This window comes from Kocuria sp. HMSC066H03, from assembly GCF_001812045.1.
Taxonomy (GTDB): Bacteria; Actinomycetota; Actinomycetes; order Actinomycetales; family Micrococcaceae; genus Kocuria; species Kocuria rhizophila.
In genome coordinates this window covers 706,842-731,430 of sequence record NZ_KV807509.1, presented here as the reverse complement: position 1 = coordinate 731,430, position 24,589 = coordinate 706,842, and the positions used below count along the sequence as shown (strand labels likewise).

The window sequence follows — 24,589 nt, the reverse complement described above, 5'->3', positions numbered from 1 at the left end:
GTCGTGGATCCACGACGCCGCCCCCGGCCTTCTCACGTGGCGCGGATCAGTGCCCGCGCACCAGCCGCAGTGCACGGAGCGCCCGGTTGGCCCACCGGAACGGTGGGAACAGCAGCAGGAGGCGGAACGCCCTGCGGGCTCCCACGTGGCGCACAGCGCGCCACAGTTCGGCGCGGAGCACGGGGCCCAGGGTCTTGCGGGACGTGCGGGACATGGTGGATCGGTCCTTTCGGAGGGGGTGGGTTCCAGGTGGAGCCAGGTCAGTACTGTTCCCAGTCTCGGGGCAGCACGGCGGAGGTGTCGAACGGCTCCCGTTCGCTCACCACGCCGTGGCGGTCGATCACGGTGACGTGCTGAGGCGATCCCCGCCGGGAGCCGCCCGTGATGCGGGCGTCCGAGTCCGCGACCACGTTGAGCAGCTCCACCCCGGAGCCCACGTGCACGCCGTCGAGCAGCACGCAGTTGCGCACCACCGCGCCGGCCTCGATGGTCACGTTTTCGCCGATCACGGAGTGCTCCACGGTGCCGGCCACGCGCGAACCGGGGGCCACCAGGGAACGGGACACGGCGGCGTCGTCCGCGATGAACGCGGGCAGCAGGGGTGCCTGGCCGCTCCAGATGGGCCACGCGGGGTCGTCCAGCGTGGCGCCGTCCCCGTCCAGCAGCTGCTGCTGCGCGGTCCAGTAGGACTGGATGGTGCCGAGGTCCATCCAGTACCCCAGGTGCCGGTGCTCCACCACGGTGTGGTGCTCCAGGACGTGCGGGATGAGGTCCTCGCCGTAGTCGCCCAGCTCACCCAGGGTGTCCTGGAGGTGGTCCAGGGCGTCCAGGAGAACGTCCGTGGAGAACAGGAACATCTCGCCGGCCACCAGGTTGCTGCGCGGTTGCTCGGGCTTGTACTCGAAGCCGGTGACCTCACCGGACTCGCAGGTCTCCACCACGCTGTACCGGGAGGGGTCCTCGGAGACCTCGGTGGTGACCATGGTGAGGTCCGCGCGCTTGGTGAGGTGGGTGTCGATCACGCTGCGGAAGTCGATGGTGTAGAGGTGGTCCGCGGAGAGCACGAGCACGAGGTCCGGGTCCGCCTCCCGGATCAGCGCCGCCTGGCGGAAGATGGAGTCCGAGTTGCCGGATGCGAAACCCTCGCCCTCCGCGCCCTGGTACGGGGGCAGGATGTGCAGCCCGCCGTGGGAGCGGTCCAGGTCCCAGGGCCGCCCGTTGGCCATGTAGAAGTTGAGGTCGTGGGGGAGGTACTGCTGCACCATCCACACGTCCGGGATGTGGGAGTGGGCCAGGTTGGACAGGGAGATGTCGATCAGCCGGTAGGTGCCACCCACGGGCAGCGCGGGTTTGACCACGGTGTCGGTGAGGGCTCCCAGGCGCGAGCCCTTGCCCCCTGCCAGGACCAATGCGAGGACGGTGGGGCGCTGCATCGTCAGTCTCCTTGGGGATGGGCGGTTCCCCCAATGTTAGCGGCTCACGGGCCCGGGAGGCCATGACGTAAAGTGGTCTGTCATGGCCACCATTGACTACGCTGCAGAAATCCGTGCTCTCCGCGCCACCTACGACTCCGTGGCCGCGGTCAGTGACGCCGAGACGCTGCTGAAGGAGATCACGGAGCTCGAGCAGCAGGCCGCCGCGCCGGACCTGTGGGACAACCCGGACGAGGCCCAGAAGGTCACGTCCCAGCTCTCCCACAAGCAGTCCAAGGTGGACCGGCTGCGCAAGATCGAGAGCCGCATCGACGACCTCGAGGTCATGGTGGAGCTGGCCGAGGACGAGGACGACCAGGAGACCCGGGACGCCGCCGCGGAGGAGCTCACCTCCATCCAGAAGGCGCTGTCCGAGCTGGAGATCCAGACCCTGCTGGCGGGCGAGTACGACGAGCGCGAGGCCGTGGTCACCATCCGGTCCGGTGCCGGTGGCGTGGACGCCGCGGACTTCGCGGAGATCCTCATGCGCATGTACCTGCGCTGGGCGGAGCGCCACGGGTACCCCACCAAGGTGCTGGACACCTCCTACGCGGAGGAGGCCGGGCTGAAGTCCGCCACGTTCGAGGTCAAGGCCCCGTACGCGTTCGGCACGCTGTCCGTGGAGGCCGGCACGCACCGCCTGGTGCGGATCTCGCCGTTCGACAACCAGGGGCGGCGCCAGACCTCGTTCGCCGCGGTGGAGGTCATCCCGCTCATCGAGTCGGACGACACCGTGGAGATCCCGGAGTCCGAGCTGAAGGTGGACGTGTTCCGCTCCTCCGGTCCCGGTGGCCAGTCCGTGAACACCACGGACTCCGCGGTGCGCATGACCCACATCCCCACGGGCATCGTGGTGTCCATGCAGAACGAGAAGTCGCAGATCCAGAACCGCGCCGCCGCGCTGCGCGTCCTGCAGTCCCGGCTGCTCCTGCAGCGCCAGGAGGAGGCGGACGCCAAGAAGAAGGAGATGGCGGGGGACGTCAAGGCGTCCTGGGGTGACCAGATGCGCTCGTACGTGCTCAACCCGTACCAGATGGTCAAGGACCTGCGCACCAACTACGAGGAGGGCAATCCCAGCTCCGTGTTCGACGGCGGGATCGACTCCTTCATCGACGAAGGCATCCGCTGGCGCGCCGGGGCGCGCCGCGACGACGAGAACTGAGTTTGCACCGCACCATCCGGCCCACCCACCGGGGGCGCCGGGAGCGCGGGGCAGCAGTGAGGGAAGAACAGGCCGATGGCCAAGAAGAACGCTGATGACGGCCGCCAGATCGTGGCCAACAACAAGAAGGCACGGCACGACTACGCCATCCTGGACACCTACGAGGCCGGACTGGCGCTCATGGGCACCGAGGTGAAGTCTCTGCGCATGGGGCGGGCGTCCCTGGTGGACGCGTTCTGCCAGTTCGACAGCCGCGGTGAGCTGTGGCTCGAGCACGCCCACATCCCGGAGTACCTGCAGGGCTCGTGGACCAACCACTCGGCCCGGCGCCGTCGCAAGCTGCTGCTGCACCGCGCGGAGCTGGACAAGATCGCGGGCAAGACCCGCGAGGCCGGCTACACCATCATCCCGCTGTCGCTGTACTTCGTGGACGGCAAGCGCGTGAAGGTGGAGATCGCCGTGGCGCGCGGCAAGCGCGAGTACGACAAGCGCCAGACCCTGCGCGAGAAGCAGGACAACCGCGAGGCCCAGCGTGCCATGCGCTACCGCAACATGCGCGGCTGAGCCCCGAGCGCCTCACACGGCCGGTGCCTCCAGACGGAGGTGCCGGCCGTTCCAGTTCCGCCGCAGCCAGCGGTCGTGGGAGGCGACGACGACGGTCCCCGGGTACTCGGACACGGCCGCCTCGAGCTGCGTGGCCAGCACCAGGGACACGTGGTTGGTGGGTTCGTCCAGCAGCAGCACGTGCGGCGGGTCCGCGAGCAGTGCCGCCAGGGCCAGCCGACGCCGCTGGCCCACGCTGAGCTCGCCCACCGGCCGGTTCTCGTCCCGCCCCGCGAGCAGCCCGAACGTGCCCAGCGGCACCGTCTCCGCGAGTTCCTCGCCCACGAGGTCCCGGTAGACCCTCGCCGCGGTGCGGTCCGGGTCCGCGTGGGATACGGAGTCCTCCTGCCCGAGCAGTCCCACACGCACTCCCGGGGCACGGTGCACGGAGCCGCCCGTGGGCTCCGACCGTCCCGCCAGCAGACTCAGCAGGGTGGACTTGCCCGCACCGTTCGCCCCGGTGAGCAGCCACTTCTCGCCCGCCCCCACGGTGAGGGAGACCGGTGCGAGGCGGTGCTCCACGGTGACCCGCGATGCCGTGAGCACGGGGCCGGAGGCACGGATGCGGCGCGCGGCGTCGTGGTCCGCGGCCGTGAGTCCGCGGAAGAACAACTCCCGCGGGGGCTTGCGCACCTGCTCCTGCTCGAGGGCGGCCAGGCGCGTGCGGGCGTCGTTCAGGCGGCGTGAGACCACGGTGGCGTTGCGGTCCGCGTAGAACTTCCTGGCCGCCCGCGCCTCCGTCCGTGGGGCCCTGCCCGAGTGCCCGACGGCCTGCTGCTCCTGGACCGTGGCCCGCAGCTTCCTCAGCTGGTCCTGCTCGTCCCGGTAGGAACGCTCCCAGCGCTCGCGCTCGTCCAGCCGCGCCAGGACGTACTGCGAGTAGGTCCCGCTGAAGCGGGTCACGCCGATTCCCGTGCCCGTCCCGTCGCCCACGAGGTCCACGGTCACGGCGTGGGGACGCGGGGCCGGGTCGAGGTCCACGAGGGAACCGACCGTGGCGTCCAGGAACGCGCGGTCGTGGCTCGCGAGCAGCACCGGGCCGTGCCACGAACGGAGCGTGGCGGACACGAAGTCGAGGGCGGAGTCGTCCAGGTGGTTCGTGGGCTCGTCCAGCAGGAGCACGTCCGGGGCGCGGAGCAGGGTCCACGCGAGGGACAGCCGGGCGCGCTGCCCGCCGGAGAGCTCCCCGGTGCGCCGCTCGCGGGCGACGCCGCCCAGGCCGAGTCCGTCCAGCGTGGCACCGATCGTGGAGTCCACGTCCCACGCGCCGGTGCGTTCCGCGGTCTCCAGGGCCTCGGCGTAGCGGGTTCCCGCGCGCTCGTCGTGCGGGGCGGCGGCCAGGGCGCGGGCGGCGTCGTCGACGGCGCGGGCCGCGTCCCGAGCGGGGCGCACCGCGGCCGCCACGGCCTGGGCCACGGTGTCCTGCGGTGGGATAGGCGGTTCCTGGTGGAGCAGGCCCACGCGGGCGGGCCCACCGCCGGGACCGACGGGGCGCACGGTGCCGGCATCGGGCGCGCGCAGACCCGCCAGGATGCGCAGCAGGGTGCTCTTGCCGGAGCCGTTCTCACCGATCAGCCCGCTGGGGCGACCGGTGGTGACGGTGAAGGTGATGTCCGTGAGGACGCGGTGGGTGCCGAACGAGGCGGAGACCCCGTCCACCTTCAGGTGGGTGCCCGCGGGGCCGGACGTGCTGGACGCTGCGGTTCCGTGCGCGGACGCGGAGGAGGGGATGCGGGATGAGTTCACGAGAGTCCTCGGATGGTCGCGGTCCCCGCCGGGCAACGGCCTCGGGCGCGGGGAATCGGGAAGGACTCATCGGGACATGGCGCCCACCGTAGGGCACGGGACGGGGGAGGGCAAGGGCTGGCCCGCCGGGGGCGGCACCACTGGCCGGCGATCCACTCGCAACCTCTCCACAGCCGGAGCTGGTGCGCCCGGGGCAATCCCGCGCTCTGTTGACGTACGCGCACGTGCGGACGTATTCTTGTGTGTCCACGGCACCGCACGGTTTTCCGCGCAGTGGCGTGGTGCTCATTGAAAAATGAATACGGGGATGATCGGTTTCGACGATGTGAGTTGAGACAGGGGAAGCGGGCCGAGGATGCAGAGTCATCTCGTCAACGCTCTCTGCAAAAAATATAAGTGCCAAATCCAAGCGCACTGACTTCGCTCTCGCTGCGTAAGTAGCCCGAGCAGTCTGTCAGCCCAGGTTCACCTTCGACCTGGAATCTGACATCAGCTAGAAGGTCACTGCTCTGGACGTACGTCACGGACGTCCAGGGGACTTCTACGTGACTGAGTCCGGCGGCCACTCGTGTGCGAGATGGCCGGGACTGAGAAACCTGCAAGCACACTGCGCCCGGAGAAGCCCTGACAATGCTGCATCGGACGGGGGTTCAATTCCCCCCATCTCCACCCGTGATGTCCACGAACATCGAGAACACCTCGGACCCTGCGGTCCGGGGTGTTTTTTCATGCCCGGAGCCCTGCGGGTCGCAGCGGGGCCACCGAGAACCGGGTGCAGCTCGTGTGGGAGACTGGCTCTCGACACCACACACCACGACTGAAAGGCAGGCGCCTCCATGAGCGAGCGTTTCCCCGAGAACTCGGGTTCCTCCTCGGCCTCGAACGGCGAGCAGCCGCAGTACGGCCAGTACTCGGTGGACCGGGGCCAGACCTCAGCGGCCGGGCAGGACCGGTACGGACAGGACTTCTCCGCACAGGCCACGGGCACGGGGCAGGAGGGCTACGGCACGACCGGCTACGGCGGCTCCGCGTCCTCCGGCGCGCAGCACGGCGGCTCGGGCTACGGCGGCTACGGTGACTCCCAGTACGGTGCCGGCGGCCAGTACGGCCAGCAGACCGGAGGGGAGCACGGCTACCCCGGGCAGCAGTACGGCGTGCAAAATCCCGGGAACCAGGGCTACGGCCCCCAGGGCTACGGGGCGCAGCAGGGCTACGACTCCCAGAACTCGAACGGCTACCCCACGCACTACCAGGACGGCTACTCCCAGCAGCCGTACGGCCAGCAGCCCTACAACGGACAGGATCCGTACGGCCAGAACACCGCGCCCTCACCGGGCAAGGGCCTGGCCATCGCGTCGCTGGTCCTGGGCATCCTGGGCATCCTGACCTTCTGGTTCGGAGGTCTGGGTGGCCTGATCGGGCTCGTGGGCCTGGTGCTCGGCATCGTGGGCCTGGTCAAGATCCGCAAGGCCCGCCGGGAGTCCCCGGCGCTCGCGGTCGTGGGCGTGGTGCTCTCGTCCCTCGCGGTGATCGGCGGCATCCTCATGGCCGTGGTCTTCGCCTGGGCGTTCAGCTCCGTCAGCGACTGCATGGAGTACGCGACCCAGGGGGACGAGGCGAGGTACAACCAGTGCCTCACGGACTCGCTGGAGGGCAACACTCCCAGCACCTGATCCAGTCCGGCGGATCCGGGGCACGTTCCGGGGTCTGCCGTTCGGCAGCGGTACGACGACGCCCGGTACCTCCACAGGGGAGGTGCCGGGCGTTTTCGCGCCAGAGGGGTGCCGGCCGAATGCCGAGCCGGGACGGGGGCGGGGCGGCGAGTCGAGCGCCGCGCCGAGGTCCGGGGGCTCAGCCAGCGCTGTCCTGACGCGTGCCGAAAACGTCGAGGGCGGCGTCGTGCAGGGTGCCGTTGCTCGCCAGGGCGTTCGGTCCGAACGGTCCGTCCTGCCCCGCGAGCGAGGTGAAGCGCCCGCCGGCCTCGGTCACGATGGGCACCAGGGCCGCCATGTCGTGGAGGTTCAGCTCGGGTTCGCATGCGAGGTCCACCGCGCCCTCGGCCACGAGGCAGTAGGACCAGAAGTCGCCGTAGGCCCGCGTGCGCCACACCCGGTCCGTGAGGTCCAGGAAACGGTCCCGGACACCCAGCTCCTGCCACCCGGACAGCGACGAGTAGGAGAGGGAGGCGTCGTCGAGCGTGGCCACGGAGGAGACGGAGAGCCGCTGCGCCTGCGAGAGCGAGCGGCCCGTGAAGGCCCCGGAGCCGGCGGCCGCCCACCAGCGGCGGTTCAGCGCGGGCGCGGAGACCACGCCCACGACCACCTCGCCGTCCTCCACCAGGCCGATGAGTGTGGCCCACACGGGGACACCGCGCACGTAGTTCTTGGTGCCGTCGATGGGGTCGATGATCCACTGCCGCCCGCCCGAGCCCGTGGCGCCGAACTCCTCGCCGATCACGGCGTCCCGGTTGCGCACGCGTCCCAGCTGGCCGCGGATCACCTGCTCGGCCTCCCGGTCCGCGTCCGTGACGGGGGTCAGGTCCGGTTTGGTCTCCACGGTGAGGTCCTGGGACTTGAACCGTTTCATGGTCAGGCCGTCTACGGAGTCCGCGAGGATGTGGGCCAGGCGGAGGTCGTCCGTGTGGTTGCTCGGTGCGCGCATGCCCCTACGTTATCGCCTGTCCGAGCTGCTTCTCGCTGTCGCCCTGCTGGGTCTCCCCGCGCGACGCCGCCAGCAGCCTGCGCAACGACTCCAGCCGCTCCGGCGCGGCGGGAGAGGCCTCCGGCCGGTGCACCCAGGCGTCCAGTGCGCAACCGGGGGAGTCCTCCGTGTGCCGACAGCCCCGCGGGCAGTGCGCGGTCGCGGGCACGAGGTCCGTGAACGCGTTGAGCAGGTTCTCCTCGGGCACGTGTGCGAGGCCCAGGGAGCGGATGCCGGGGGTGTCCACCACCCACGTTCCCGGACTCGTTCCCGGGACCGTGAGGGCTCTGGCGGAGGAGGACGTGTGACGTCCGCGCCCCGTGACGTCGTTGACGCCGCCCGTGGCCCGCTCCGCCCCGGTGAGGGCGTTGACCAGCGTGGACTTGCCCACGCCGGAGGGGCCCAGGAACACGCTGACGTGCCCATCCAGCAGGTCCCGCAACCGCGCGAGGGAGTCCTCCGACACGGCCAGGGACTCCTCGTGCAGCCCCGCCTCCGGGCGCTGACCCCGGTCCGTGGCGCGCTGGGTGGTCACGGTGAGGACGTCGAGGTCGTGCAGGTAGTCGAGGAACTCGGTGGGGTCCGCGAGGTCCGACTTGGTCATGCACACCACGGGGGTGATGTCCGCGTCCCACGCGGCGGCGAGCCCACGGTCCACGAATCCCGTGCGGGGCGTGGGGGAGGCGGCCGCGAGCACCAGGACCAGGCGGTCGGCGTTCGCGACGATCACCCGCTCCACGGGATCGGTGTCGTCCGCGCTGCGTCGCAGCACCGTGGCGCGGGGCTCGATCCGCACGATCCGGGCGAGAGTGTCGGGCGCGCCGGAGACGTCCCCGACGACCCCCACCAGGTCGCCGGGCACGATGGGACGGCGGCGCAGCTCCTTGGCGCGCACGCACAGCACCGTGACGGGCTCGGGGCCGTCCTCGTCCACCACGCACGTGTACCGGCCACGGTCCACGGCCACCACGCGGGCGACCACGGCGTCCTCGTGGGACGGGCGCTGCTTGGTGCGGGGACGGGAGCCACGTTTGTTGGCGCGCACCCTCACGTCCGACTCGTCCCACGTCCTGCGCGCCACCGCTCAGGCCCCCGTGCCCAGCAGACCGGCCCACAGCTGCGGGAACTCCGGCAGCGTCTTGGCGGTCGTGGCGATGTTCTCCACCAGCATCCCCGGGACGCGGAGCCCCAGGATGGCGCCGGCGGTGGCCATGCGGTGGTCGTGGTAGGTGTGGAACACGCCACCGTGCAGGGGAGCGGGGGAGATGATCAGACCGTCCTCGGTCTCGCGGACGTCGCCACCCAGCGCGTTGAGCTCGGTGCTCAGCGCGGCGAGCCGGTCGGTCTCGTGCCCGCGCAGGTGGGCGATGCCCCGCAGCCGGGAGGGCCCCGTGGCGAGGGCGCACAGTGCCGCCACGGTGGGGGCCAGTTCACCAGCCTCGGAGAGGTCCAGGTCCACGCCCTGCAGCTGGTCCGGACCGGTCACGGTGAAGACCCCGTTCTGGACGGTCACGCGCGCCCCGAAGCTGGGCAGGATGTGGCGCCAGTGGTCGCCGCCCTGCGTGGTGTGCGCCGGCCAGTCCGGGATGCTCACGGTGCCGCCGGTGGCCACGGCCGCGGCGAGGAAGGGCCCGGCGTTGGAGAGGTCCGGCTCCACGGTCACGTCCAGGCCGGCCACGGTCCCGGGCTCGACGCGCCACTCCCGCTCGCTCACGCGCTCAGCGCTCACGCCGGCGTCCCGCAGCACCTGCAGCGTCATCCCGACGTGCGGCAGGGACGGCACCCCGCCGGGGGCATCGTGGCGCAGCACGAGGGCGGAGTCGAAGCGCACCGCGGCCAGCAGCAGTGCGGAGACGAACTGCGAGGAGCCGCTCGCATCGATCGTGACCGTCCCGCCGGGGACGGCTCCGGTGCCGACGACGCTCAGCGGCAGGGTACCCCGACCACCGTCCTCCACCCGGACACCGAGCTGCCGCAACCCCTCGACCACGGGAGCCATGGGACGCACCCGGGCGGCGTCGTCGCCGTCGAGGACGACCGTGCCCGAGCACAGGGCGGCCACGGGGGGCACGAAGCGCATGACCGTGCCCGCGAGTCCGCAGTCCACGGTCACGGGCCCGTCCAGCACGGCGCCCGGGGACACGGGGTCGATCCGCAGGTCCGGGCCGAACGGGCCCGGACCGGGAAGTTCGGTGACCGCGGCGCCCAGCTGCTCGAGCGCGGCGACCATCAGGGCACTGTCCCGTGAGTGCAACGGCTTGCGCACCACCGAGGCCCCGCTCGCCAGCGCGGCGAGCACGAGGTACCTGTTGGTCAGGGACTTGGACCCTGGCACCGCCACCGTGCCGCTCACGGGTGAGCCGTGGGCGGAGGGGGCGGGCCAGTGGGCGGGGTCCCGGGGGTGCGTCAAGCCGTTGCGCGTCACGTGGTGCGGCGGACTAGAAGGAGACGGCGTTCTGCACGGCCTTCTCGGCCTCCGTCAGCTTCTTCTTGGTGTCCTTGCTGACCTTGACGGCGTTCTTGCGGACGTCGTCCGCGAGGTGGCTCGCGCGCCACGCCAGGGACGGGTTGCCGGAGGTGTCCACGGCGGCGATCATCACGCCGCCCAGCAGGGACACGTTCTTCAGCAGGCCCGAGCGGCGGGCCTCCTTGCCCTCGGTGGTGCTCGCGTCCGCGGAGCGGTACTGGGCGTAGCCGTTGAGGGCGGTGGTGCCCAGCAGCACGGTGGAGGACAGTCGGGGCAGCTTGCTCACGGCCAGCAGGGACGCGGCGGCCACCTGGGCGGCGGCGAGACCCTGCGCCACCACGGCGCGGTTGGCGGTCACGGGGCGCAGCTGCGGTGCGGCGCTCTCCAGGGCCTTCAGCACGGGGTCCAGCTGCCGGGCCGTGGTGGACGAGTTGCGGAACGCGTCCACACCTCCGGCGATGAAGCCGGTGGCGAGCAGCGGGCGGGCGAGACGACGAACAATGCTCATGGTTCTCCTCCTTAGGGTCCCGGCATCTCCGGGAAGGCACGAACGTCATCCTATCGGCCCGCGGCCGGGGCTCCCCCGGGAATACCCGCGCGAGCAGCGTGTGTTGTGCCGGATGAACGGAAGCACCACACGTGTGGTGAGGCAGAAGGCGTGCGGGAAGGCAGGTGACGGTCCAGAGATGACGGCCCCCGCCTTAGACTTGGGCGTGATGAACGATCAGCGAACTCACGAATCCCACGCCGTGGAGCACCCCGAAGAGGTGCCGGCCGGTGAGGAGTCCACCCAGCAGCGGCGCGAACGCTTCGAGCGCGACGCCATGCAGTACGTGGACCAGCTCTACGCGGCCGCGCTGCGGATGGCCCGCAACCCCTCCGACGCCGAGGACCTCGTGCAGGAGGCCTACACCAAGGCGTTCTCCGCGTTCCACCAGTACAAGCCCGGGACCAACCTCAAGGCCTGGCTGTACCGGATCCTCACCAACACGTACATCAACCTCTACCGCAAGCGGCAGCGTGAACCCCGCCAGGCGAACACGGACACCGTGGAGGACTGGCAGCTGCACCGGGCCGAGTCCCACACCTCCACGGGGCTGCGCTCCGCGGAGGTCGAGGCACTGGACCACCTCCCGGACTCGGACGTGAAGCGGGCGCTGCAGGAGCTGCCCGAGGAGTTCCGCCTGGCGGTCTACTTCTCGGACGTGGAGGGATTCGCGTACAAGGAGATCTCCGAGATCATGGACACGCCCATCGGCACCGTGATGTCCCGGCTGCACCGCGGCCGCAAGCTCCTGCGCGAGAAGCTGGGCGACTACGCCCAGGAACGAGGATTCGACACGTCCAAGGCCGGCAGGCCGGCCAAGGGCGGGGCACCGGCGAAGGATCGAGGCTGAGACATGACGCAGAACCCCTGCAGCGGAGGCTGCACCGACGAACGCATCCAGCGCATCTACGAGTACCTGGACGGCGCGCTGACCACCGAGGACCTTGAGGAGATCCACGCCCACCTCACCGGGTGCTCCGAGTGCGAGCGCGAGTACAACCTGGAGTGCGTCATCCGCTCCGTGATGAAGCGCTCGTGCTGCGAGAGCGCCCCCGAGCAGCTCAAGCGCTCGATCCTGGAGCGCATCGACGCGCAGTGCGGCGAGCACCCCGCGGCCTGAGGACTCCGGACATGCAGAACGCCCGCAACCATGATGGTTGCGGGCGTTCCGTGGTTCGTGCGCAGAACTTCAGGAGTTGGGCCGCTTGCCGCGGTTTGCCGAGTTCTTGCGACGATCCTTGCGCTTACGTCCACGCTTGCTCATGATGTACCTCCTGTGGTGATTGGCTGGAACATCGTCCGTCAGTATCTCACATCTGCGGTGGTCCCAGAGCCACCAAGGTTCCCGGACCGTCCCTGCGGGGGAGCAGGGTGCCTGCCGGAACGGGAGGCCGGGACGAGTGCCGTTCTCGGAACCGGCGTCAGCGGGGCTCGGGCAGCTGCAACCAGTTGTACCAGCCGCGGTGCAGCACGAGCCACGCGATGAGGCCGTAGCCCGCCTGGCCGGGGTTGCCGTGGTTGGCGGCCAGGTCCTTGCGCCACTGCTCGTGGTGCTGCAGCGGGTTGAAGGTGTCCACGTACACGTGGTTGCGGCGCGTGGTGACATCCCCGTACGCCGCGGAGAGGTCCGCGATCTTGCGGTTGCGCTGCGGGTCCAGCGTGGGCGGCGGGCCCACCACCAGCACCTTGACGTTGTTCTGGGTGGCCTGGTCCACGATGTTCGCCATGTTCAGCCGGGAACGCGCGGAGGTGATGCCCAGGTCGATGTCGAGGGCGGACGGCGCGATGACCAGACGGTTGTCGCACGCGGGATCGAAGCGGCGGACCGCCTCGTCGAACCAGCGCTCGTTGAGGGTCTCGCTGCCCTCTCCCGGCGCGGCGAGGTTGTAGGCGTCCACGGGGACCACGTCACGGGGGGTGCGGGCCAGGACGCGACCGAACCAGCCCAGGGCGCGGGGGTCGTCCACTCCGGCCAGCAGTTCGTCGCCCACGGCCACAATGCGGATCCTGCGTTGGTCCACTCTTCTCGACATCCTTCGGGTTGTTGCGTGGCCCGGGGGCCGTCAGGTGACGGCCCCCGGGCAGGTCGGGTCCGGCGTGCGGGGCCGGCGGGTGCGCTCACCGTGGGGGACGGTGGGACGCACCCGGTGCGGGATCACTCCCCGCGGTCGAACGCCTGCTGCACCAGGGTCTCCAACTCCGCGGCGTGGCGCTTGGCCGAGCCGTTGGCGGGGGAGGCGGAGGCCGGGCGCGACGCCAGGGTCACCGCTCGGTCCAGCTGCGGCACCAGGTTGACGGCCATGAACGGCCACGCACCCTGGTTGGCGGGCTCGTCCTGGGCCCAGATCACACGGGCCTGCGGGTAGCGCGCCAGCTGCTCCTTGATCTCGTCCGCGGGCAGCGGGTATAGCTGCTCCACGCGCACGATCGCGGTGGAGTGGTCGTCGGACTTCTTCCGCTGCGCCTCGAGGTCGTAGTACAGCCGACCGGACACCAGGATCACGTCCGTGACCTTGGAGTCGTCCAGGTTCGCGACGTCCGGGATCACCGGCTGGAACGTGCCCTGCGTGAAGTCCTCCACGGGGGAGGCCGCGGCCTTCAGGCGCAGCAGCTGCTTGGGCGTGGCAACGATCAGGGGCCGGCGCGGACGCGAGTACGCCTGGCGGCGCAGCATGTGGAAGTGGTTGGCCGGGGTGGAGGGCTGGGCCACGATCATGTTCTTCTCCGCGCACAGCGTCAGGAAACGCTCGATGCGTGCGGAGGAGTGGTCCGGGCCCTGGCCCTCGAAGCCGTGGGGGAGCAGCAGCACCAGGTTGGAGCGCTGACCCCACTTCTGCTCCGCGGAGGAGATGAACTCGTCCACGATGGTCTGTGCGCCGTTGGTGAAGTCACCGAACTGCGCCTCCCACACGGTCAGCGCCTCGGGACGCTCCACGGAGTAGCCGTACTCGAAGCCCAGCACGCCGTACTCGGAGAGCAGGGAGTTGTAGATCGAGAAGTGGGCCTGGTCCGCGGACAGGCTGTTCAGCGGCGTCCACTCCGCACCGTTCTCGGCGTCGAAGAACACCGCCTGGCGCTGGGTGAACGTGCCGCGGCGCACGTCCTGCCCGGACATCCGCACGGGCACACCGTCCATGAGGAGGGAGCCGAAGGCCATGAGCTCGCCCATGCCCCAGTCGATCCCGCCCTCGCGGGTCATGTCCCGGCGCTTCTCCGCGAGCTTCTTGAGCTTGCGGTGCATGGTGAAGCCCTCGGGCATCTCCACGTAGGAGTCGCCGATGCGCTGCGCGGTCTCCGGGGAGATCGCGGTGGTCTTTGGCACGGAGACGCCCGAGTCCGCCTGCTGCGCGGACGGGCGCTCGATGTTGGCGATGGCAGCGGCGTCCCCGGTGACCAGCGGGACCGTGGAGTTCTGGGCCTCGTGGGTCTCCGCGAACACGCGCTCCAGGCGCTCCTGGTAGTCCTTTAGTGCCCGGTCCGCCTCTTCCTGGGTGATGTCCCCGCGGCCCACGAGGTTCTCGGTGTAGACCTTGCGCGTGGAGCGCTTGCCGTCGATCAGGGAGTACATCAGCGGCTGGGTCATCGAGGGGTCGTCGCCCTCGTTGTGGCCGCGGCGGCGGTAGCAGACCAGGTCCACCACGACGTCGCGGTGGAAGCGCTGGCGGTACTCGAACGCGAGCTGCGCCACGCGGACCACGGCCTCGGGGTCGTCCGCGTTCACGTGGAAGATCGGGGCCTGCACCGTGCGGGCCACGTCCGTGGAGTACGTGGAGGTGCGTCCGGCGGAGGGAGCGGTGGTGAAGCCCACCTGGTTGTTGACCACCACGTGGATGGTCCCGCCCACGTTGTAGCCCTCCAGCCCGGACATCTGCATGACCTCGTACACGATGCCCTGACCGGCCATGGCGGCGTCGCCGTGGACCTGGATGGGCAGCACGGGGAACTCGCCGTTGCCCTCGGGGCCTGCGCCGAGCACGTCCGTCTTGGCGCGGGCGATGCCCTCGATGACGGGGTCCGCGGCCTCCAAGTGGGAGGGGTTTGCGGCCAGGTACACCTGGGTCTCGTTGCCGTTGTCGGAGGTGAACACGCCCTCGGTGCCCAGGTGGTACTTCACGTCGCCGGAGCCCTCGGAGGCGCGCGGGTCCTGGCTGCCCTCGAACTCGCGGAACACCTGGGCGTAGGACTTGCCCGCAATGTTGGTGAGCACGTTGAGACGGCCACGGTGGGCCATGGCGATGCCCACGCCGGCCAGCGAGGCGTCCGCGGCCTCGGACATGATCGCGTCCAGCAGCGGGATCAGGGACTCGCCGCCCTCCAGGGAGAAGCGCTTCTGTCCCACGTACTTGGTCTGCAGGAAGGTCTCGAAGGCCTCCGCCGCGTTCAGCCGCTCCAGGATGTGGAACTGCTCCTCGCGGGACGGCTTCTGGTAGTCGCGCTCCAGCTTGGACTGGAACCACTCGCGCTGCTCCGGATCCTGGATGTGCATGTACTCCACGCCCACGGTGCGGCAGTACGCGTCCCGCAGCCGTCCGAGGATCACGCGCAGGGTGAGCAGGCTCTGGCCACCGAAGCCGCCGGTGGGCCACTCCCGCTCGAGGTCCCACAGGGTCAGCCCGTAGGTGCGGATGTCCAGGTCCGGGTGCTTGCGCATCACGTACTCGAGCGGGTTGGTGTCCGCCATGAGGTGTCCGCGCACGCGGTAGGAGTGGATCAGCTGCTGGATCCGGGCGACCTTGTTGATCTGGATCTCGGGGTTGACCTGGTTGTCCACGGCCCAGCGCACGGGCTCGTAGGGGATCCGCAGCGCCTCGAAGATGTGGTCGTAGAAGTCGTCCCCGCCCAGCAGGTAGTGCTCCACGAGCTTCAGGAACTCGCCGGAGCCCGCACCCTGGATCACGCGGTGGTCGTAGGTGGACGTCAGGGTGATGACCTTGGAGACCGCGTTGTGAGCGATCGTGCGGGGAGAGGCGCCCTTGTACTCGGCGGGGTAGTCCAGGGCACCGACGCCGATGATGCAGGCCTGGCCCTTGGACAGCCGCGGCACGGAGTGCACGGTGCCGATCCCGCCCGGGTTGGTCAGGGAGACCGTGGTGCCGGAGTAGTCCTCCATGGTCAGGGCGCCGTTGCGGCCGCGCTTGACGATGTCCTCGTAGGAGGTCCAGAACTCCTGGAAGGACATGGTCTCGGCGGCCTTGATGCTGGGCACCACCAGGTTGCGCGAGCCGTCCTTGTTGGGGATGTCGATCGCGATGCCGAAGTTCACGTGGGCGGGGTGGATGGCCGCGGGCTTGCCGTCCGACTCGTCGTAGATGACGTTCATGGACGGGAAGTTGGCCAGCGCCCGGATGGCGGCGTAGCCCACCAGGTGGGTGAAGGAGACCTTGCCACCCCGGTTGCGGGAGAGGTGGGAGTTGATGACCAGGCGGTTGTCGATCAGCAGCTTGGCCGGCACGGCGCGCACCGTGGTGGCCGTGGGGACGCTCAACGAGGCATCCATGTTGGCGGCCACGGCCTTGGCGGGACCGCGCAGCTTGACCACGGTGTCCTCCGCGGGCTTCTCCTTGGCCGGGCCGTCCTCCTTGCGGTCCTCAGGCTGCGCCCGGATGGGTCGCTTGGAGGCTGCTCCCTCGCTGCTGTCCGCTTCGGTGTCCACGCCCTCGGGCCGTCCTTTCGCCTTGGCGCCGGTCGCGGCGGGTGCCGGGGACTGCGCACGTTCTGTGGTCTGGGGAGTCTGCTTCCGGGCGGCCGGCTCCGAGGTGCGGGCCGGGGAGGCCTCGGGCTTCTTCGCGGCGGGAGCCGACGCGGCGGTGGTCGCGGAGGCCTTGCCGGCGGGAGCGGAGTTCGTGCCACCGGGGGCGGAGGCCTTGTCCTCGTCCGCCATCTGCTCGAAGATGGGCCACCACTTCTTGTCCACGGAGTTCTTGTCCGCCTGGTACTTCTCGAAGAGCTCGTCCACAAGCCATTCGTTGCCGGCAAATTCTTCGGGGATAAGGTGGTGCGGCTGGTCTGGCACGAGTGATACGCCTCTTCCATCTGTGCTGGGTGTCCCGGGTGGCGAGCTGGTCCTCGCGGCCCCTGTGCGGCTCCCACGGAGTTTACCGGCCGTGGGCGCCCTCGACGGGCTTCGCGCATGCAAAGCCGGATCCGGTTTTTCAGTCTAGTGAGGCGGCAGGACGCGTGCCACCCGTCGCACGGGCCCCTCGCCGTGCTCCGCGCACCGTGTTCCGGAGCCGACGCCGCCCGCGTGCGGGGCCACGACGACGCCGGCTGCGGGGAACGTCACCCAGGCGGACGCGGCCCAGGGCGACCGGGCGGCGTCGGGCCCGGAGCGTGACGGTGGACAGTAGACTGTGCGTCTGTGCGCTTCCTCACGAATCCCACCACGGACCTGACCTACAACGACGTCTTCCTGGTGCCCTCCATGTCCAGGGTCACGTCCCGCTTCGACGCGGACCTGTCCCCGCAGGACGGCACGGGCTCCACGATCCCGGTCGTGGCCGCGAACATGACGGCGGTGACCGGACGCCGGATGACTGAGACCATGGCCCGTCGGGGCGGGCTCGGCATCCTGCCGCAGGACATCCCGCTGGACGTGATCGCGGAGGTCACGTCCTGGGTCAAGGACCGTTCCCCGCGCTGGGACACCCCTGTGGTGCTGCGGCGCACGGACACGGTCCACGACGCGCTCGGGATCATCCACAAGCGCCCGCACGGACTGGTGGTCGTGGTGGACGAGCAGCGCCGGTACCTGGGCCTCGTGCTGGAATCCGACTGCCGGGACGTGGACCGCTTCACCCAGCTGGGCGATCTGGCCCGCAGCGACGGCCCGCAGTTCCAGGAGACCGAGTTCCCAGAGGACGCCGATCCCGCGGCGCTGCGTGCGCTCTACGAGAGCCTCGCCGACGCGCGGGTGAGCGCGGCTCCGGTGCTGCGGGGCACGGAGGTCGCCGGGATCATCACACGCCAGGGTCTCGTGCGCTCCACCATCTACACCTCCTCCGTGGACGCCCGGGGGCGGTTGCGCGTGGGTGCCGCCGTGGGCATCAACGGTGACGTGGGCGCCAAGGCCGCCCGGTTGCTCGAGGCCGGGGTGGACGTCCTCGTGGTGGACACCGCCCACGGCCACCAGCTCAAGGCCATGGAGGCCGTGGCCGCCGTGCGCGCCCTGGATCCCCAGGTGCCGGTGGTGGCCGGCAACGTGGTCACCGCCGACGGCGTGCGCGACCTCGTCTCGGCCGGCGCGGACATCGTCAAGGTCGGCGTGGGCCCGGGGGCCATGTGCACCACCCGCATGATGACGGCGGTGGGGCGTCCCCAGTTCTCAGCGGTTGTGGAGTGCGCGGAAGCCGCGCAGGACCTCGGTGCGCACATTTGGGCGGACGGCGGGGTCAAGCACCCGCGCGACGTCGCCCTCGCCCTGGCCGCGGGGGCGAGCCAGGTCATGGTGGGCTCGTGGTTCGCGGGCACCCACGAGGGGCCGGGGGAGATCACCGTGGACGCGGACGGCCGTGCCTACAAGGAGTCCTTCGGGATGGCCTCGGCCCGTGCCGTGAAGCACCGCACCCTGGGAGAGGACCGGTTCTCCCGGGCCCGCAAGGCGCTGTTCGAGGAGGGGATCTCCAACTCCACCATGTACCTGGACCCCCAGCGACCCGGGGTGGAGGACCTGCTGGACCACATCACCTCCGGGGTGCGCAGCTCCATGACCTACGCCGGGGCCACCACGCTGCGGCAGTTCGCGTCCCGCGCCGTGGTGGGCATCCAGTCCCAGTCGGGCTACGACGAGGGCAGGCCACGCTCCGAGTCCTGGTCCTGATCCGCCCGTTCTCATCACGCCGCTACATGAGAATGGTTCATGATATGCTCGCGCTCTGATTTGATGACATCCGTTCTCATCGGCACCCCGGGTGGTGCGGGGGGACGCCGAGCAGGGAGACGATGCGCGTGAGTGACCGCACCAACCGCCACGGAGCCAGGGCCGCAGCAGTCCTGGGGCTGCTGGGAGCGCTGGCCCTCACGGGCTGCTCGGGCGGATCGGCGCAGGAGGGCGGATCCGGATCGGAGGACTCCGGGAAGATCCGGGTGACCACCTCCACCAACGTCTACTCGGACCTCGCGGCCCAGGTGGGTGGCGACAAGGTGGAGGCCACGCCGGTGATCCACTCCTCAGCCCAGGACCCCCACTCCTACGAGGCCACGCCGCAGGACCGGCTGGCCGTGGAGAAAGCCGACCTCCTGGTGCGCAACGGTGGCGGGTACGACCAGTTCATGACCGACCTGGCACCGGAGGGCGCGCGCGTGGTGGACGCCGTGGACGTCTCGGGTCTGCAGTCCGAGCAGGACCGTGAAGCCGCCCAGGAGCACGATCACGACCACGGCTCGGGGGAGCACCACCACCACGGGGGATTCAACGAGCACGTGTGGTACGACCTGGAGACCATGACCGAAGTGGTCACGCAGATCGCCGGCCAGCTCGGGGAGGTGGATCCCGCCAACGCGGGCTACTACACGGACAACGCCGCACGGGTCGGGCAGGAGCTGACCGCCCTGGACGCGCGTCTCGGGGGCCTCGGTGCGGGCGGTGGCTATGTGGCCACGGAACCGGTGCCCGGCTACCTGCTGGAGGACGCGGGTCTGCACGACGACACCCCCGCGGAGTTCGCCGAGGCGATCGACGCCGAGACGGACGCGCCGCCGGCCGCCCTCAACGACACGCTGAAGCTGGTGGCGGACGAGCACATCGCGCTGCTCGCGTTCAACCAGCAGACCTCCACGGGGCAGACCGAGCGGCTGCGCACGACCGCCCAGGAAGCGGGCACACCCGTGGTGGAGTTCACCGAGACCGTGCCGGACGGCAGGACGTACCAGCAGTGGATGGGCGAGAACGTGGACCGCGTGGCCGAAGCCGTGAAGAAGTAGCCCGTGGCATCCGAGAGAACACGTGACGGCGCGGCGGGGCCCACCACATCGGCAGGGCCCACCACGGCGGCGGGGCACAGCGTTCCCGGCTCCGCGGGATCCACGGCGGGTGCTCCTGGCAACCATCCGGAGAAATGGCACGACCCGGTGATCCGGCTGCGCGGCGCCGAGCTCTCCTTCGGGGAGCGCACCCTGTGGTCCGGTCTGGACCTGGACGTGCACTCCGGGGAGTACCTGGCCGTGCTGGGCTCAAACGGCACCGGCAAGACGAGCCTGCTCAAGGTGCTGCTGGGGCTGCTGCCGCTCACCGCCGGGACGGTGAGCGTCAACGGCGTGCGTCCGCGGGCGGCGGCCTCCCGCGTGGGCTACGTCCCTCAGCAGCGCGGCTTCCCGGAGCGCACCCCGCTGCGGGCGCGCGACCTCGTGGCCCAGGGCGTGGACGGACACCGGTGGGGGATGCGTCTGCGCTCGCGGCGGGTGCACCGCAGGGTGGACGAGCTGCTCGAGCGGGTGGGCGCCACGGACTATGCGCAAGCCCCCGTGGGGCTGCTCTCCGGGGGCGAGCAGCAGCGGCTGCGGATCGCCCAGGCGCTCGCGGCGGAGCCCACGGTCATGCTGTGCGACGAGGCGCTGCTCTCCCTGGACCTGCGCCACCAGCACGTGGTCAGCGAGCTGGTGCACGAGCAGCGTGAGCGCACCGGCTGCGCCGTGGTGTTCGTGACCCACGACGTGAACCCGATCATCGAGCACGTGGACCGGATCCTGTACCTGGCCAACGGCTCCTTCCGGATCGGCACCCCGGACGAGGTGCTGCGCTCGGACGTGCTCACCGAGCTCTACGGCAGCCCCATCGAGGTGCTGCGCGCCAACGGCCGGATCCTGGTGGCCGGCAGCCCGGACAGTGCCCACCACACCGACTCCCCGGAGGAGATCGTCCCGTGATCACGGAAGCCATCGACTGGAACTCCTTCCTGAGCTCCGTGTTCGTCTTCGAGGACTACGCCGAGCTGCTCTCTCTGCTGCGCAACTCGGTGTGGGCCGGGGCGGTGCTGGGGCTCGTGGGCGGGCTCGTGGGCACGTTCGTGATGATGCGGGACCTCGCGTTCGCCGTGCACGGCATCGCGGAGCTGTCCTTCGCCGGGGCCGCCGCCGCGCTGCTGATCGGAGCGGACGTGATCACGGGTTCGCTCGTGGGCTCGATCCTCGCCGCCCTGATCATGGGGTTCGCGGGGCTGCGCGCGCGGGAGGGCAACTCCTTCGTGGGGGTCCTGATGCCCTTCGGGCTGGGGCTGGGCATCCTGTTCCTGTCCCTCTACGAGGGCCGCTCGTCCAACAAGTTCTCGCTGCTGACCGGTCAGATCGTGTCGGTCTCCTCGGTGCAGCTGACCTCCATGGTGCTGCTCTCGGCGCTGGTGGTGATCACGCTCGTGGGTGTCTGGCGGCCCCTCACGTTCGCGAGCACGGACCCCCTGGTGGCCCAGGCCAAGGGCCTGCCGGTGCGGGGGCTCTCCATCGCGTTCATGGTGCTGCTGGGGATCACCGTGGCGCTGTCCGTGCAGATCGTGGGTTCGCTGCTGGTGCTCGCCCTGCTCATTACCCCGGCGGCCGCGGCCATGAACCTCACCGTGAGTCCCGTGCGCACGGTGGTGCTCTCGGTGCTCTTCGCGGAACTGGCCATGGTGGGCGGGATCCTGCTCGCGCTGGGCGGGAACATCCCCATCAGCCCGTACGTCACCACCATCTCGTTCGCCCTGTGGCTGGTCTCCCGCCTGGTGCGCGCCGTGCGCGAACGCTCGTCCTCCCACCGCCGGACGACGACGCCGCGCGGCCCGGTGGGCGCGGGGGCGCCGGTTTCCACGGCCACACCGGTCGCCGCGGACACGGCAGGCGCACTCGGGCAGGGCTCACCCGGAGCGGGCGCCGGCGCAGGGACGGGCCCGGCTCAGAACAGGATCTGAACGGCCGCGGGGAGTACCCGCAGGGTCACGGGCAGGGGGCCGAGCCGCTCGCCGTCGCCGAAAGCCATGTCCCCGCCCGGGGAATGCCCGGTGGCGTGCGCGCTCACGGCCACGCTCGCCGAGACCGCCGGTTCCACCGCCACCTCGGGCAGGGTCACGTGGCTGCCGAGCCACAACCGGGGCAGGGACACCACGAACTTCAGGGGCCCCACGTCCGAGACCATGAACAGCTCCGCGGTGCCGTCCCCGGCGTCTGCGGCGGGCACGATCGTGAGGCCCCCGCCGATCGAGGACGTGTTCGCGAGCGTGAGCAGCGTGAGGTCCCGGGCGGCGTTGTGCTCGCTGCCGTCCGGGGAGGTCCAGCTCAAGTGGTAGGGGCGGGCCCGCATGCTCACGAGGTCCACGGCAAGGGCGACGACGTACTTGGCAGATGCCCGCACGCGCGACCAGCGGTTGGCACGCGCGTTGACGCGGGCATCCAGGCCCAGGCACACGGCCGTGGCGCACACGTGACGGGTTCCGTCCGCACACTCCACCCGGAGCAGGTCCGTGCGGCGCGGCGCGGATTCCAGACCACGGAGCACGCGACCCGCGGCACGCTCCACGTCCTGGGAGGGCACACCGTGGTGGCGTGCGAGGTCGTTGCCGGAGCCCGCCGGCACCAGTCCGAAGGGCAGGTCCACGCCCTGCCGGTTCAGCGTGTCCAGGCACTGCAGCACCAGGTGGACCATCCCGTCCCCACCCACGGCCACGACGGCGGCAACAGCCTGGCTCTCCCGGCGCAGGGTGTCCGTGAGCAGCTCGGAGAGCCCTCTGGGCGTGGCCGATGCCAGAGGACGGGCTCGGTATCCGCCCGCCCGGAGGATGCCTGCGGCGCGCTCGCAGGCATCGCGGGACGCGCGGGAGGAGCCGTTGTGGACCAGCAGGATGTCGCGTGGGCCCGTGGTCACCGCGTGGGCCCCGAGGATCCTCGACCGGGGCGGGAGGTGCTCGGGGAGCTCGACGGGCGCTGCGCGGCCTCCGGGGAACCGCCACCGGGCAGCGTTGCGCCGCGGTCCTCGCTGCCGGGGGTGTCCTCGGCCTCGAGCCGGGCGGTGCACTGCTCGCAGATTCCGGAGATCTCCACGGTGTGGTCCACGTCCGTGTAGCCGTGGCGCCGCGCCGTGTTCTCGGCCCAGGCCTCGATGTCCGGCGCCTCCAGCTCCACCGTGGCCCCGCACGAGCGGCACACCAGGTGGTGGTGGTGGTGCTGGGCCTCGCAGCGGCGGTAGATGGCCTCACCCTCCGCGGTGCGCAGCACGTCCACCTGGCCGAGCTCCGCCATGGACTGCAGGATCCGGTAGGTGGTGGCCAGGGACACGGACTCGCCCTGGTCCTGGAGCCGCCGGTGCAGATCCTGCGTGGAGATGAAGTCCTCCAGCCGGTGCAGTTCGGCGGTCACTGCCCGGCGCTGCTTGGTGTTGCGAACCTCCGCGGGTTCGGTGGTCTTGGTGCTCAACCCTGGCGTCCTTTCCGCGAGCGGTCGTCCGGGTCATCTTAACGCGCGGCACGGACATGCGCGGCGAGGCGGACCTCGGGCGGGTGGTCCCCGGTCCTCGACCACGGGCCCGGCTCGGGGAGCGGCCACCTGCACGGGTCAGGTGCGCCGGGGCCACCGTGGGCCGCGGAGACCCCCACGGAGCCGCGGCGGGCCGCTAGGCTGGCACCATGCTGCTGACCAAGTTCTCCCACTCGTGCGTGCGGCTCGAGAAGGACGGCGCGGTGCTGGTGATCGACCCCGGAACGTTCTCGGAGGTCGAGGAGGCGCTCGACGGCGCGGACACCGTGCTCGTCACGCACGTGCACCCGGACCACTGCGACGTCCCCCGTGTCTCGGCCGTGCTGGAGTCGGCACCCGAACTCTCGCTCCACGCCCCGGCCGCCGTGGTCGAGGAGCTCTCCCAGCACGTCACGGACACCTCGCGCCTGCACGCCGTCACCGCGGACACGGCGTTCGAGGCCGGCCCGTTCTCGGTGACCACCCACGGCGGCCAGCACGCGCTGATCCACCCCCTGATCCCCACCGTGGCCAACGTGGGGTACGTGGTCGACGACGCCGTGTTCCACCCCGGCGACTCGTTCACGGTTCCACGCGGGGTCACGGTTCCCACCGTCCTGGTGCCCCTGCACGCGCCGTGGTCGAAGATGTCCGAGGTCATCGACTTCATGATCGCCACCCGGGCCACCACCGCGTTCCAGATCCACGACGCCCTCCTCTCGGAGAACGGCTTCGGCGTGGTCGAGACGCAGGTCGCCCACTTCGCCGGACTCTACGGAACCAGCTACCGCCACCTGTCCCCGCGCGAGAGCGTGGAGATCACCACCAGCTGACCCGGCCGGCGGACCGTCGGCCACCCACCGAGGAGAGGACTCCACCGTGAGCTCAGTGTTCACCAAGATCATCGAGGGCGAGCTGCCCGGTCGTTTCGTCTGGGCCGACGAGCAGTGCGTCGCGTTCCTGTCCATCCAGCCGCTCGCCCAGGGCCACGTGCTCGTGGTCCCGCGCCGGGAGGTGGACGCGTGGATCGACCTCCCCGAGGAGCTGGCCACCCATCTCATGACGGTGTCCCGTGCCATCGGCCGGGCCGTGGACGCCGCCTTCTCCCCGAAGCGCGTGGGCCTCATGATCCAGGGCTTCGAGGTGCCTCACACGCACCTGCACGTGTGGCCCACCAACTCGATCGAGGAGTTCGACTTCGCGAACGTGGACCAGGACCCGGACGCCGCCGTCATGGACGAGTCCGCCCGGCGGATCCGCGAGGCACTCGTCTCCCAGGGGCACCAGGACACGGTGCCGTCGCAGGGCTGAGCGCACTCACGCTCCCGGTCTCGGAAGCGTGGTCCTCACCCAAGGAGGGGGTGCCCTCCTCGCTCGGTGCGGGGCGTGCCGCACTCGCGCACTGAGGGGCGCGCCTCCTGGGCCCCCGCCACGGCTGTCACTCGTGTTCCTGGGCCATGCCCCCGTGAACTGGGTGA

At 70.6% G+C, this 24,589-nt stretch carries 22 protein-coding genes, 1 other RNA gene and 1 pseudogene; 12 read left to right on the top strand and 12 right to left on the bottom strand.

Annotated features, from left to right (window positions below; translation table 11 throughout):
* Nucleotides 1-46: 46 nt before the first annotated feature.
* Entirely contained in the window at nt 47-214 is a 168-nt protein-coding gene (locus HMPREF2833_RS12565; RefSeq protein WP_168165736.1) for a hypothetical protein, read from the bottom strand.
* A 46-nt stretch (nt 215-260) separates the two neighbouring features.
* Nucleotides 261-1,433 (bottom strand): glucose-1-phosphate adenylyltransferase family protein, encoded by a 1,173-nt coding sequence (locus HMPREF2833_RS12045; protein WP_047979086.1) that lies wholly within the window; start codon nt 1,431-1,433, stop codon nt 261-263.
* An 82-nt stretch (nt 1,434-1,515) separates the two neighbouring features.
* Here HMPREF2833_RS12045 and prfB point away from each other — a divergent pair, with 82 nt between their 5' ends.
* Both prfB and smpB read left to right on the top strand, forming a co-directional pair.
* Nucleotides 1,516-2,634 (top strand): peptide chain release factor 2, encoded by a 1,119-nt coding sequence (gene prfB / locus HMPREF2833_RS12040; RefSeq protein ID WP_059281811.1) that lies wholly within the window; start codon nt 1,516-1,518, stop codon nt 2,632-2,634.
* Between the two features lie 75 nt (nt 2,635-2,709).
* Nucleotides 2,710-3,198, top strand: a complete 489-nt coding sequence (gene smpB / locus HMPREF2833_RS12035) for an SsrA-binding protein SmpB (protein ID WP_019309392.1) — start codon at nt 2,710-2,712, stop codon at nt 3,196-3,198.
* 12 nt (nt 3,199-3,210) lie between these two features.
* Here the strand turns inward: smpB and HMPREF2833_RS12030 are convergent, their stop codons facing one another.
* Entirely contained in the window at nt 3,211-4,983 is a 1,773-nt protein-coding gene (locus tag HMPREF2833_RS12030) for an ABC-F family ATP-binding cassette domain-containing protein (protein WP_180956156.1), read from the bottom strand.
* Between the two features lie 303 nt (nt 4,984-5,286).
* Between HMPREF2833_RS12030 and ssrA the strand changes: the two genes are divergently transcribed.
* Both ssrA and HMPREF2833_RS12020 read left to right on the top strand, forming a co-directional pair.
* Nucleotides 5,287-5,655, top strand: a transfer-messenger RNA (tmRNA) gene (ssrA, locus tag HMPREF2833_RS12025).
* Nucleotides 5,656-5,819: 164 nt separating this feature from the next.
* The gene (locus HMPREF2833_RS12020) at nt 5,820-6,656 is read left to right on the top strand and encodes a DUF4190 domain-containing protein (protein WP_070638474.1); all 837 of its coding nucleotides are present in this window, start codon (nt 5,820-5,822) and stop codon (nt 6,654-6,656) included.
* Between the two features lie 178 nt (nt 6,657-6,834).
* Here HMPREF2833_RS12020 and hisN read toward each other — a convergent pair whose 3' ends face one another.
* The 4 genes from hisN to HMPREF2833_RS12000 are packed head-to-tail and all read right to left on the bottom strand — an operon-like array spanning nt 6,835 to nt 10,658.
* Nucleotides 6,835-7,644, bottom strand: coding sequence for a histidinol-phosphatase (gene hisN / locus HMPREF2833_RS12015; RefSeq protein ID WP_070638470.1), 810 nt, complete (start codon nt 7,642-7,644; stop codon nt 6,835-6,837).
* A gap of 4 nt (nt 7,645-7,648) precedes the next feature.
* Complete coding sequence (gene rsgA / locus HMPREF2833_RS12010; protein ID WP_070638468.1) at nt 7,649-8,764, bottom strand: ribosome small subunit-dependent GTPase A; 1,116 nt, start codon at nt 8,762-8,764, stop codon at nt 7,649-7,651.
* Between the two features lie 3 nt (nt 8,765-8,767).
* Entirely contained in the window at nt 8,768-10,108 is a 1,341-nt protein-coding gene (aroA, locus tag HMPREF2833_RS12005) for a 3-phosphoshikimate 1-carboxyvinyltransferase (RefSeq protein WP_039101966.1), read from the bottom strand.
* Between the two features lie 13 nt (nt 10,109-10,121).
* Nucleotides 10,122-10,658, bottom strand: a complete 537-nt coding sequence (locus HMPREF2833_RS12000; RefSeq protein ID WP_070638465.1) for a DoxX family protein — start codon at nt 10,656-10,658, stop codon at nt 10,122-10,124.
* A gap of 208 nt (nt 10,659-10,866) precedes the next feature.
* On the opposite strand from HMPREF2833_RS12000, the gene HMPREF2833_RS11995 reads away from it, so the two are divergent.
* Together HMPREF2833_RS11995 and rsrA are read left to right on the top strand one after the other, a co-directional pair.
* The gene (locus tag HMPREF2833_RS11995; protein WP_019309386.1) at nt 10,867-11,547 is read left to right on the top strand and encodes a sigma-70 family RNA polymerase sigma factor; all 681 of its coding nucleotides are present in this window, start codon (nt 10,867-10,869) and stop codon (nt 11,545-11,547) included.
* A gap of 3 nt (nt 11,548-11,550) precedes the next feature.
* Nucleotides 11,551-11,817 (top strand): mycothiol system anti-sigma-R factor, encoded by a 267-nt coding sequence (gene rsrA / locus HMPREF2833_RS11990; protein WP_019309385.1) that lies wholly within the window; start codon nt 11,551-11,553, stop codon nt 11,815-11,817.
* A gap of 69 nt (nt 11,818-11,886) precedes the next feature.
* Here rsrA and HMPREF2833_RS12885 read toward each other — a convergent pair whose 3' ends face one another.
* From HMPREF2833_RS12885 to HMPREF2833_RS11980, 3 genes are all read right to left on the bottom strand, one after another.
* Nucleotides 11,887-11,961 carry a 50S ribosomal protein bL37 gene (locus HMPREF2833_RS12885; RefSeq protein WP_098054049.1) on the bottom strand — a complete coding sequence of 25 codons (75 nt, stop codon included), beginning with the start codon at nt 11,959-11,961 and terminating at the stop codon, nt 11,887-11,889.
* A gap of 157 nt (nt 11,962-12,118) precedes the next feature.
* On the bottom strand, nt 12,119-12,718 hold the full coding sequence (locus HMPREF2833_RS11985) for a GDSL-type esterase/lipase family protein (protein ID WP_019309384.1): 600 nt from the start codon (nt 12,716-12,718) through the stop codon (nt 12,119-12,121).
* A 134-nt stretch (nt 12,719-12,852) separates the two neighbouring features.
* A complete protein-coding gene (locus HMPREF2833_RS11980) occupies nt 12,853-16,710 on the bottom strand; it encodes a multifunctional oxoglutarate decarboxylase/oxoglutarate dehydrogenase thiamine pyrophosphate-binding subunit/dihydrolipoyllysine-residue succinyltransferase subunit (protein ID WP_070638461.1) in 3,858 nt (1,285 codons plus the stop codon).
* Nucleotides 16,711-17,055: 345 nt separating this feature from the next.
* Between HMPREF2833_RS11980 and HMPREF2833_RS11975 the strand changes: the two genes are divergently transcribed.
* The 4 genes from HMPREF2833_RS11975 (at nt 17,056) to HMPREF2833_RS11960 (ending at nt 21,574) form a co-directional block, all read left to right on the top strand.
* Nucleotides 17,056-18,513: a GuaB1 family IMP dehydrogenase-related protein gene (locus HMPREF2833_RS11975; protein WP_019309382.1), complete on the top strand. Its 1,458-nt coding sequence runs from the start codon at nt 17,056-17,058 to the stop codon at nt 18,511-18,513.
* 122 nt (nt 18,514-18,635) lie between these two features.
* Entirely contained in the window at nt 18,636-19,616 is a 981-nt protein-coding gene (locus HMPREF2833_RS11970; protein WP_070638458.1) for a metal ABC transporter solute-binding protein, Zn/Mn family, read from the top strand.
* A 3-nt stretch (nt 19,617-19,619) separates the two neighbouring features.
* On the top strand, nt 19,620-20,558 hold the full coding sequence (locus HMPREF2833_RS11965) for a metal ABC transporter ATP-binding protein (protein WP_083311040.1): 939 nt from the start codon (nt 19,620-19,622) through the stop codon (nt 20,556-20,558).
* 11 nt (nt 20,559-20,569) lie between these two features.
* A complete protein-coding gene (locus tag HMPREF2833_RS11960) occupies nt 20,570-21,574 on the top strand; it encodes a metal ABC transporter permease (protein WP_246829151.1) in 1,005 nt (334 codons plus the stop codon).
* Here the strand turns inward: HMPREF2833_RS11960 and HMPREF2833_RS11955 are convergent.
* Together HMPREF2833_RS11955 and HMPREF2833_RS11950 are read right to left on the bottom strand one after the other, a co-directional pair.
* Complete coding sequence (locus HMPREF2833_RS11955; protein ID WP_039101962.1) at nt 21,559-22,524, bottom strand: diacylglycerol/lipid kinase family protein; 966 nt, start codon at nt 22,522-22,524, stop codon at nt 21,559-21,561. The two genes, HMPREF2833_RS11960 and HMPREF2833_RS11955, sit on opposite strands and share 16 nt — an antisense overlap.
* A gap of 137 nt (nt 22,525-22,661) precedes the next feature.
* Nucleotides 22,662-23,072: pseudogene (locus tag HMPREF2833_RS11950) on the bottom strand (Fur family transcriptional regulator); the annotation flags it as partial.
* Between the two features lie 209 nt (nt 23,073-23,281).
* Between HMPREF2833_RS11950 and HMPREF2833_RS11945 the strand changes: the two are divergent.
* Nucleotides 23,282-23,944, top strand: coding sequence for an MBL fold metallo-hydrolase (locus HMPREF2833_RS11945; RefSeq protein WP_019309376.1), 663 nt, complete (start codon nt 23,282-23,284; stop codon nt 23,942-23,944).
* Nucleotides 23,945-23,990: 46 nt separating this feature from the next.
* A complete protein-coding gene (locus tag HMPREF2833_RS11940) occupies nt 23,991-24,422 on the top strand; it encodes an HIT family protein (protein ID WP_019309375.1) in 432 nt (143 codons plus the stop codon).
* The last annotated feature ends 167 nt before the right edge of the window (nt 24,423-24,589 follow it).

Bases quoted from the DNA above. Each gene is read 5' to 3' on its own strand.
- HMPREF2833_RS11945 (WP_019309376.1), top strand. From the start codon at position 23,282: ATGCTGCTGACCAAGTTCTCCCACTCGTGCGTGCGGCTCGAGAAGGAC.
- hisN (WP_070638470.1), bottom strand. From the start codon at position 7,644: ATGCGCGCACCGAGCAACCACACGGACGACCTCCGCCTGGCCCACATC.
- HMPREF2833_RS12020 (WP_070638474.1), top strand. From the start codon at position 5,820: ATGAGCGAGCGTTTCCCCGAGAACTCGGGTTCCTCCTCGGCCTCGAAC.
- HMPREF2833_RS11995 (WP_019309386.1), top strand. From the start codon at position 10,867: ATGAACGATCAGCGAACTCACGAATCCCACGCCGTGGAGCACCCCGAA.
- HMPREF2833_RS12045 (WP_047979086.1), bottom strand. From the start codon at position 1,433: ATGCAGCGCCCCACCGTCCTCGCATTGGTCCTGGCAGGGGGCAAGGGC.
- HMPREF2833_RS12565 (WP_168165736.1), bottom strand. From the start codon at position 214: ATGTCCCGCACGTCCCGCAAGACCCTGGGCCCCGTGCTCCGCGCCGAA.
- HMPREF2833_RS11970 (WP_070638458.1), top strand. From the start codon at position 18,636: ATGCGCGTGAGTGACCGCACCAACCGCCACGGAGCCAGGGCCGCAGCA.
- smpB (WP_019309392.1), top strand. From the start codon at position 2,710: ATGGCCAAGAAGAACGCTGATGACGGCCGCCAGATCGTGGCCAACAAC.
- HMPREF2833_RS12000 (WP_070638465.1), bottom strand. From the start codon at position 10,658: ATGAGCATTGTTCGTCGTCTCGCCCGCCCGCTGCTCGCCACCGGCTTC.
- prfB (WP_059281811.1), top strand. From the start codon at position 1,516: ATGGCCACCATTGACTACGCTGCAGAAATCCGTGCTCTCCGCGCCACC.
- rsrA (WP_019309385.1), top strand. From the start codon at position 11,551: ATGACGCAGAACCCCTGCAGCGGAGGCTGCACCGACGAACGCATCCAG.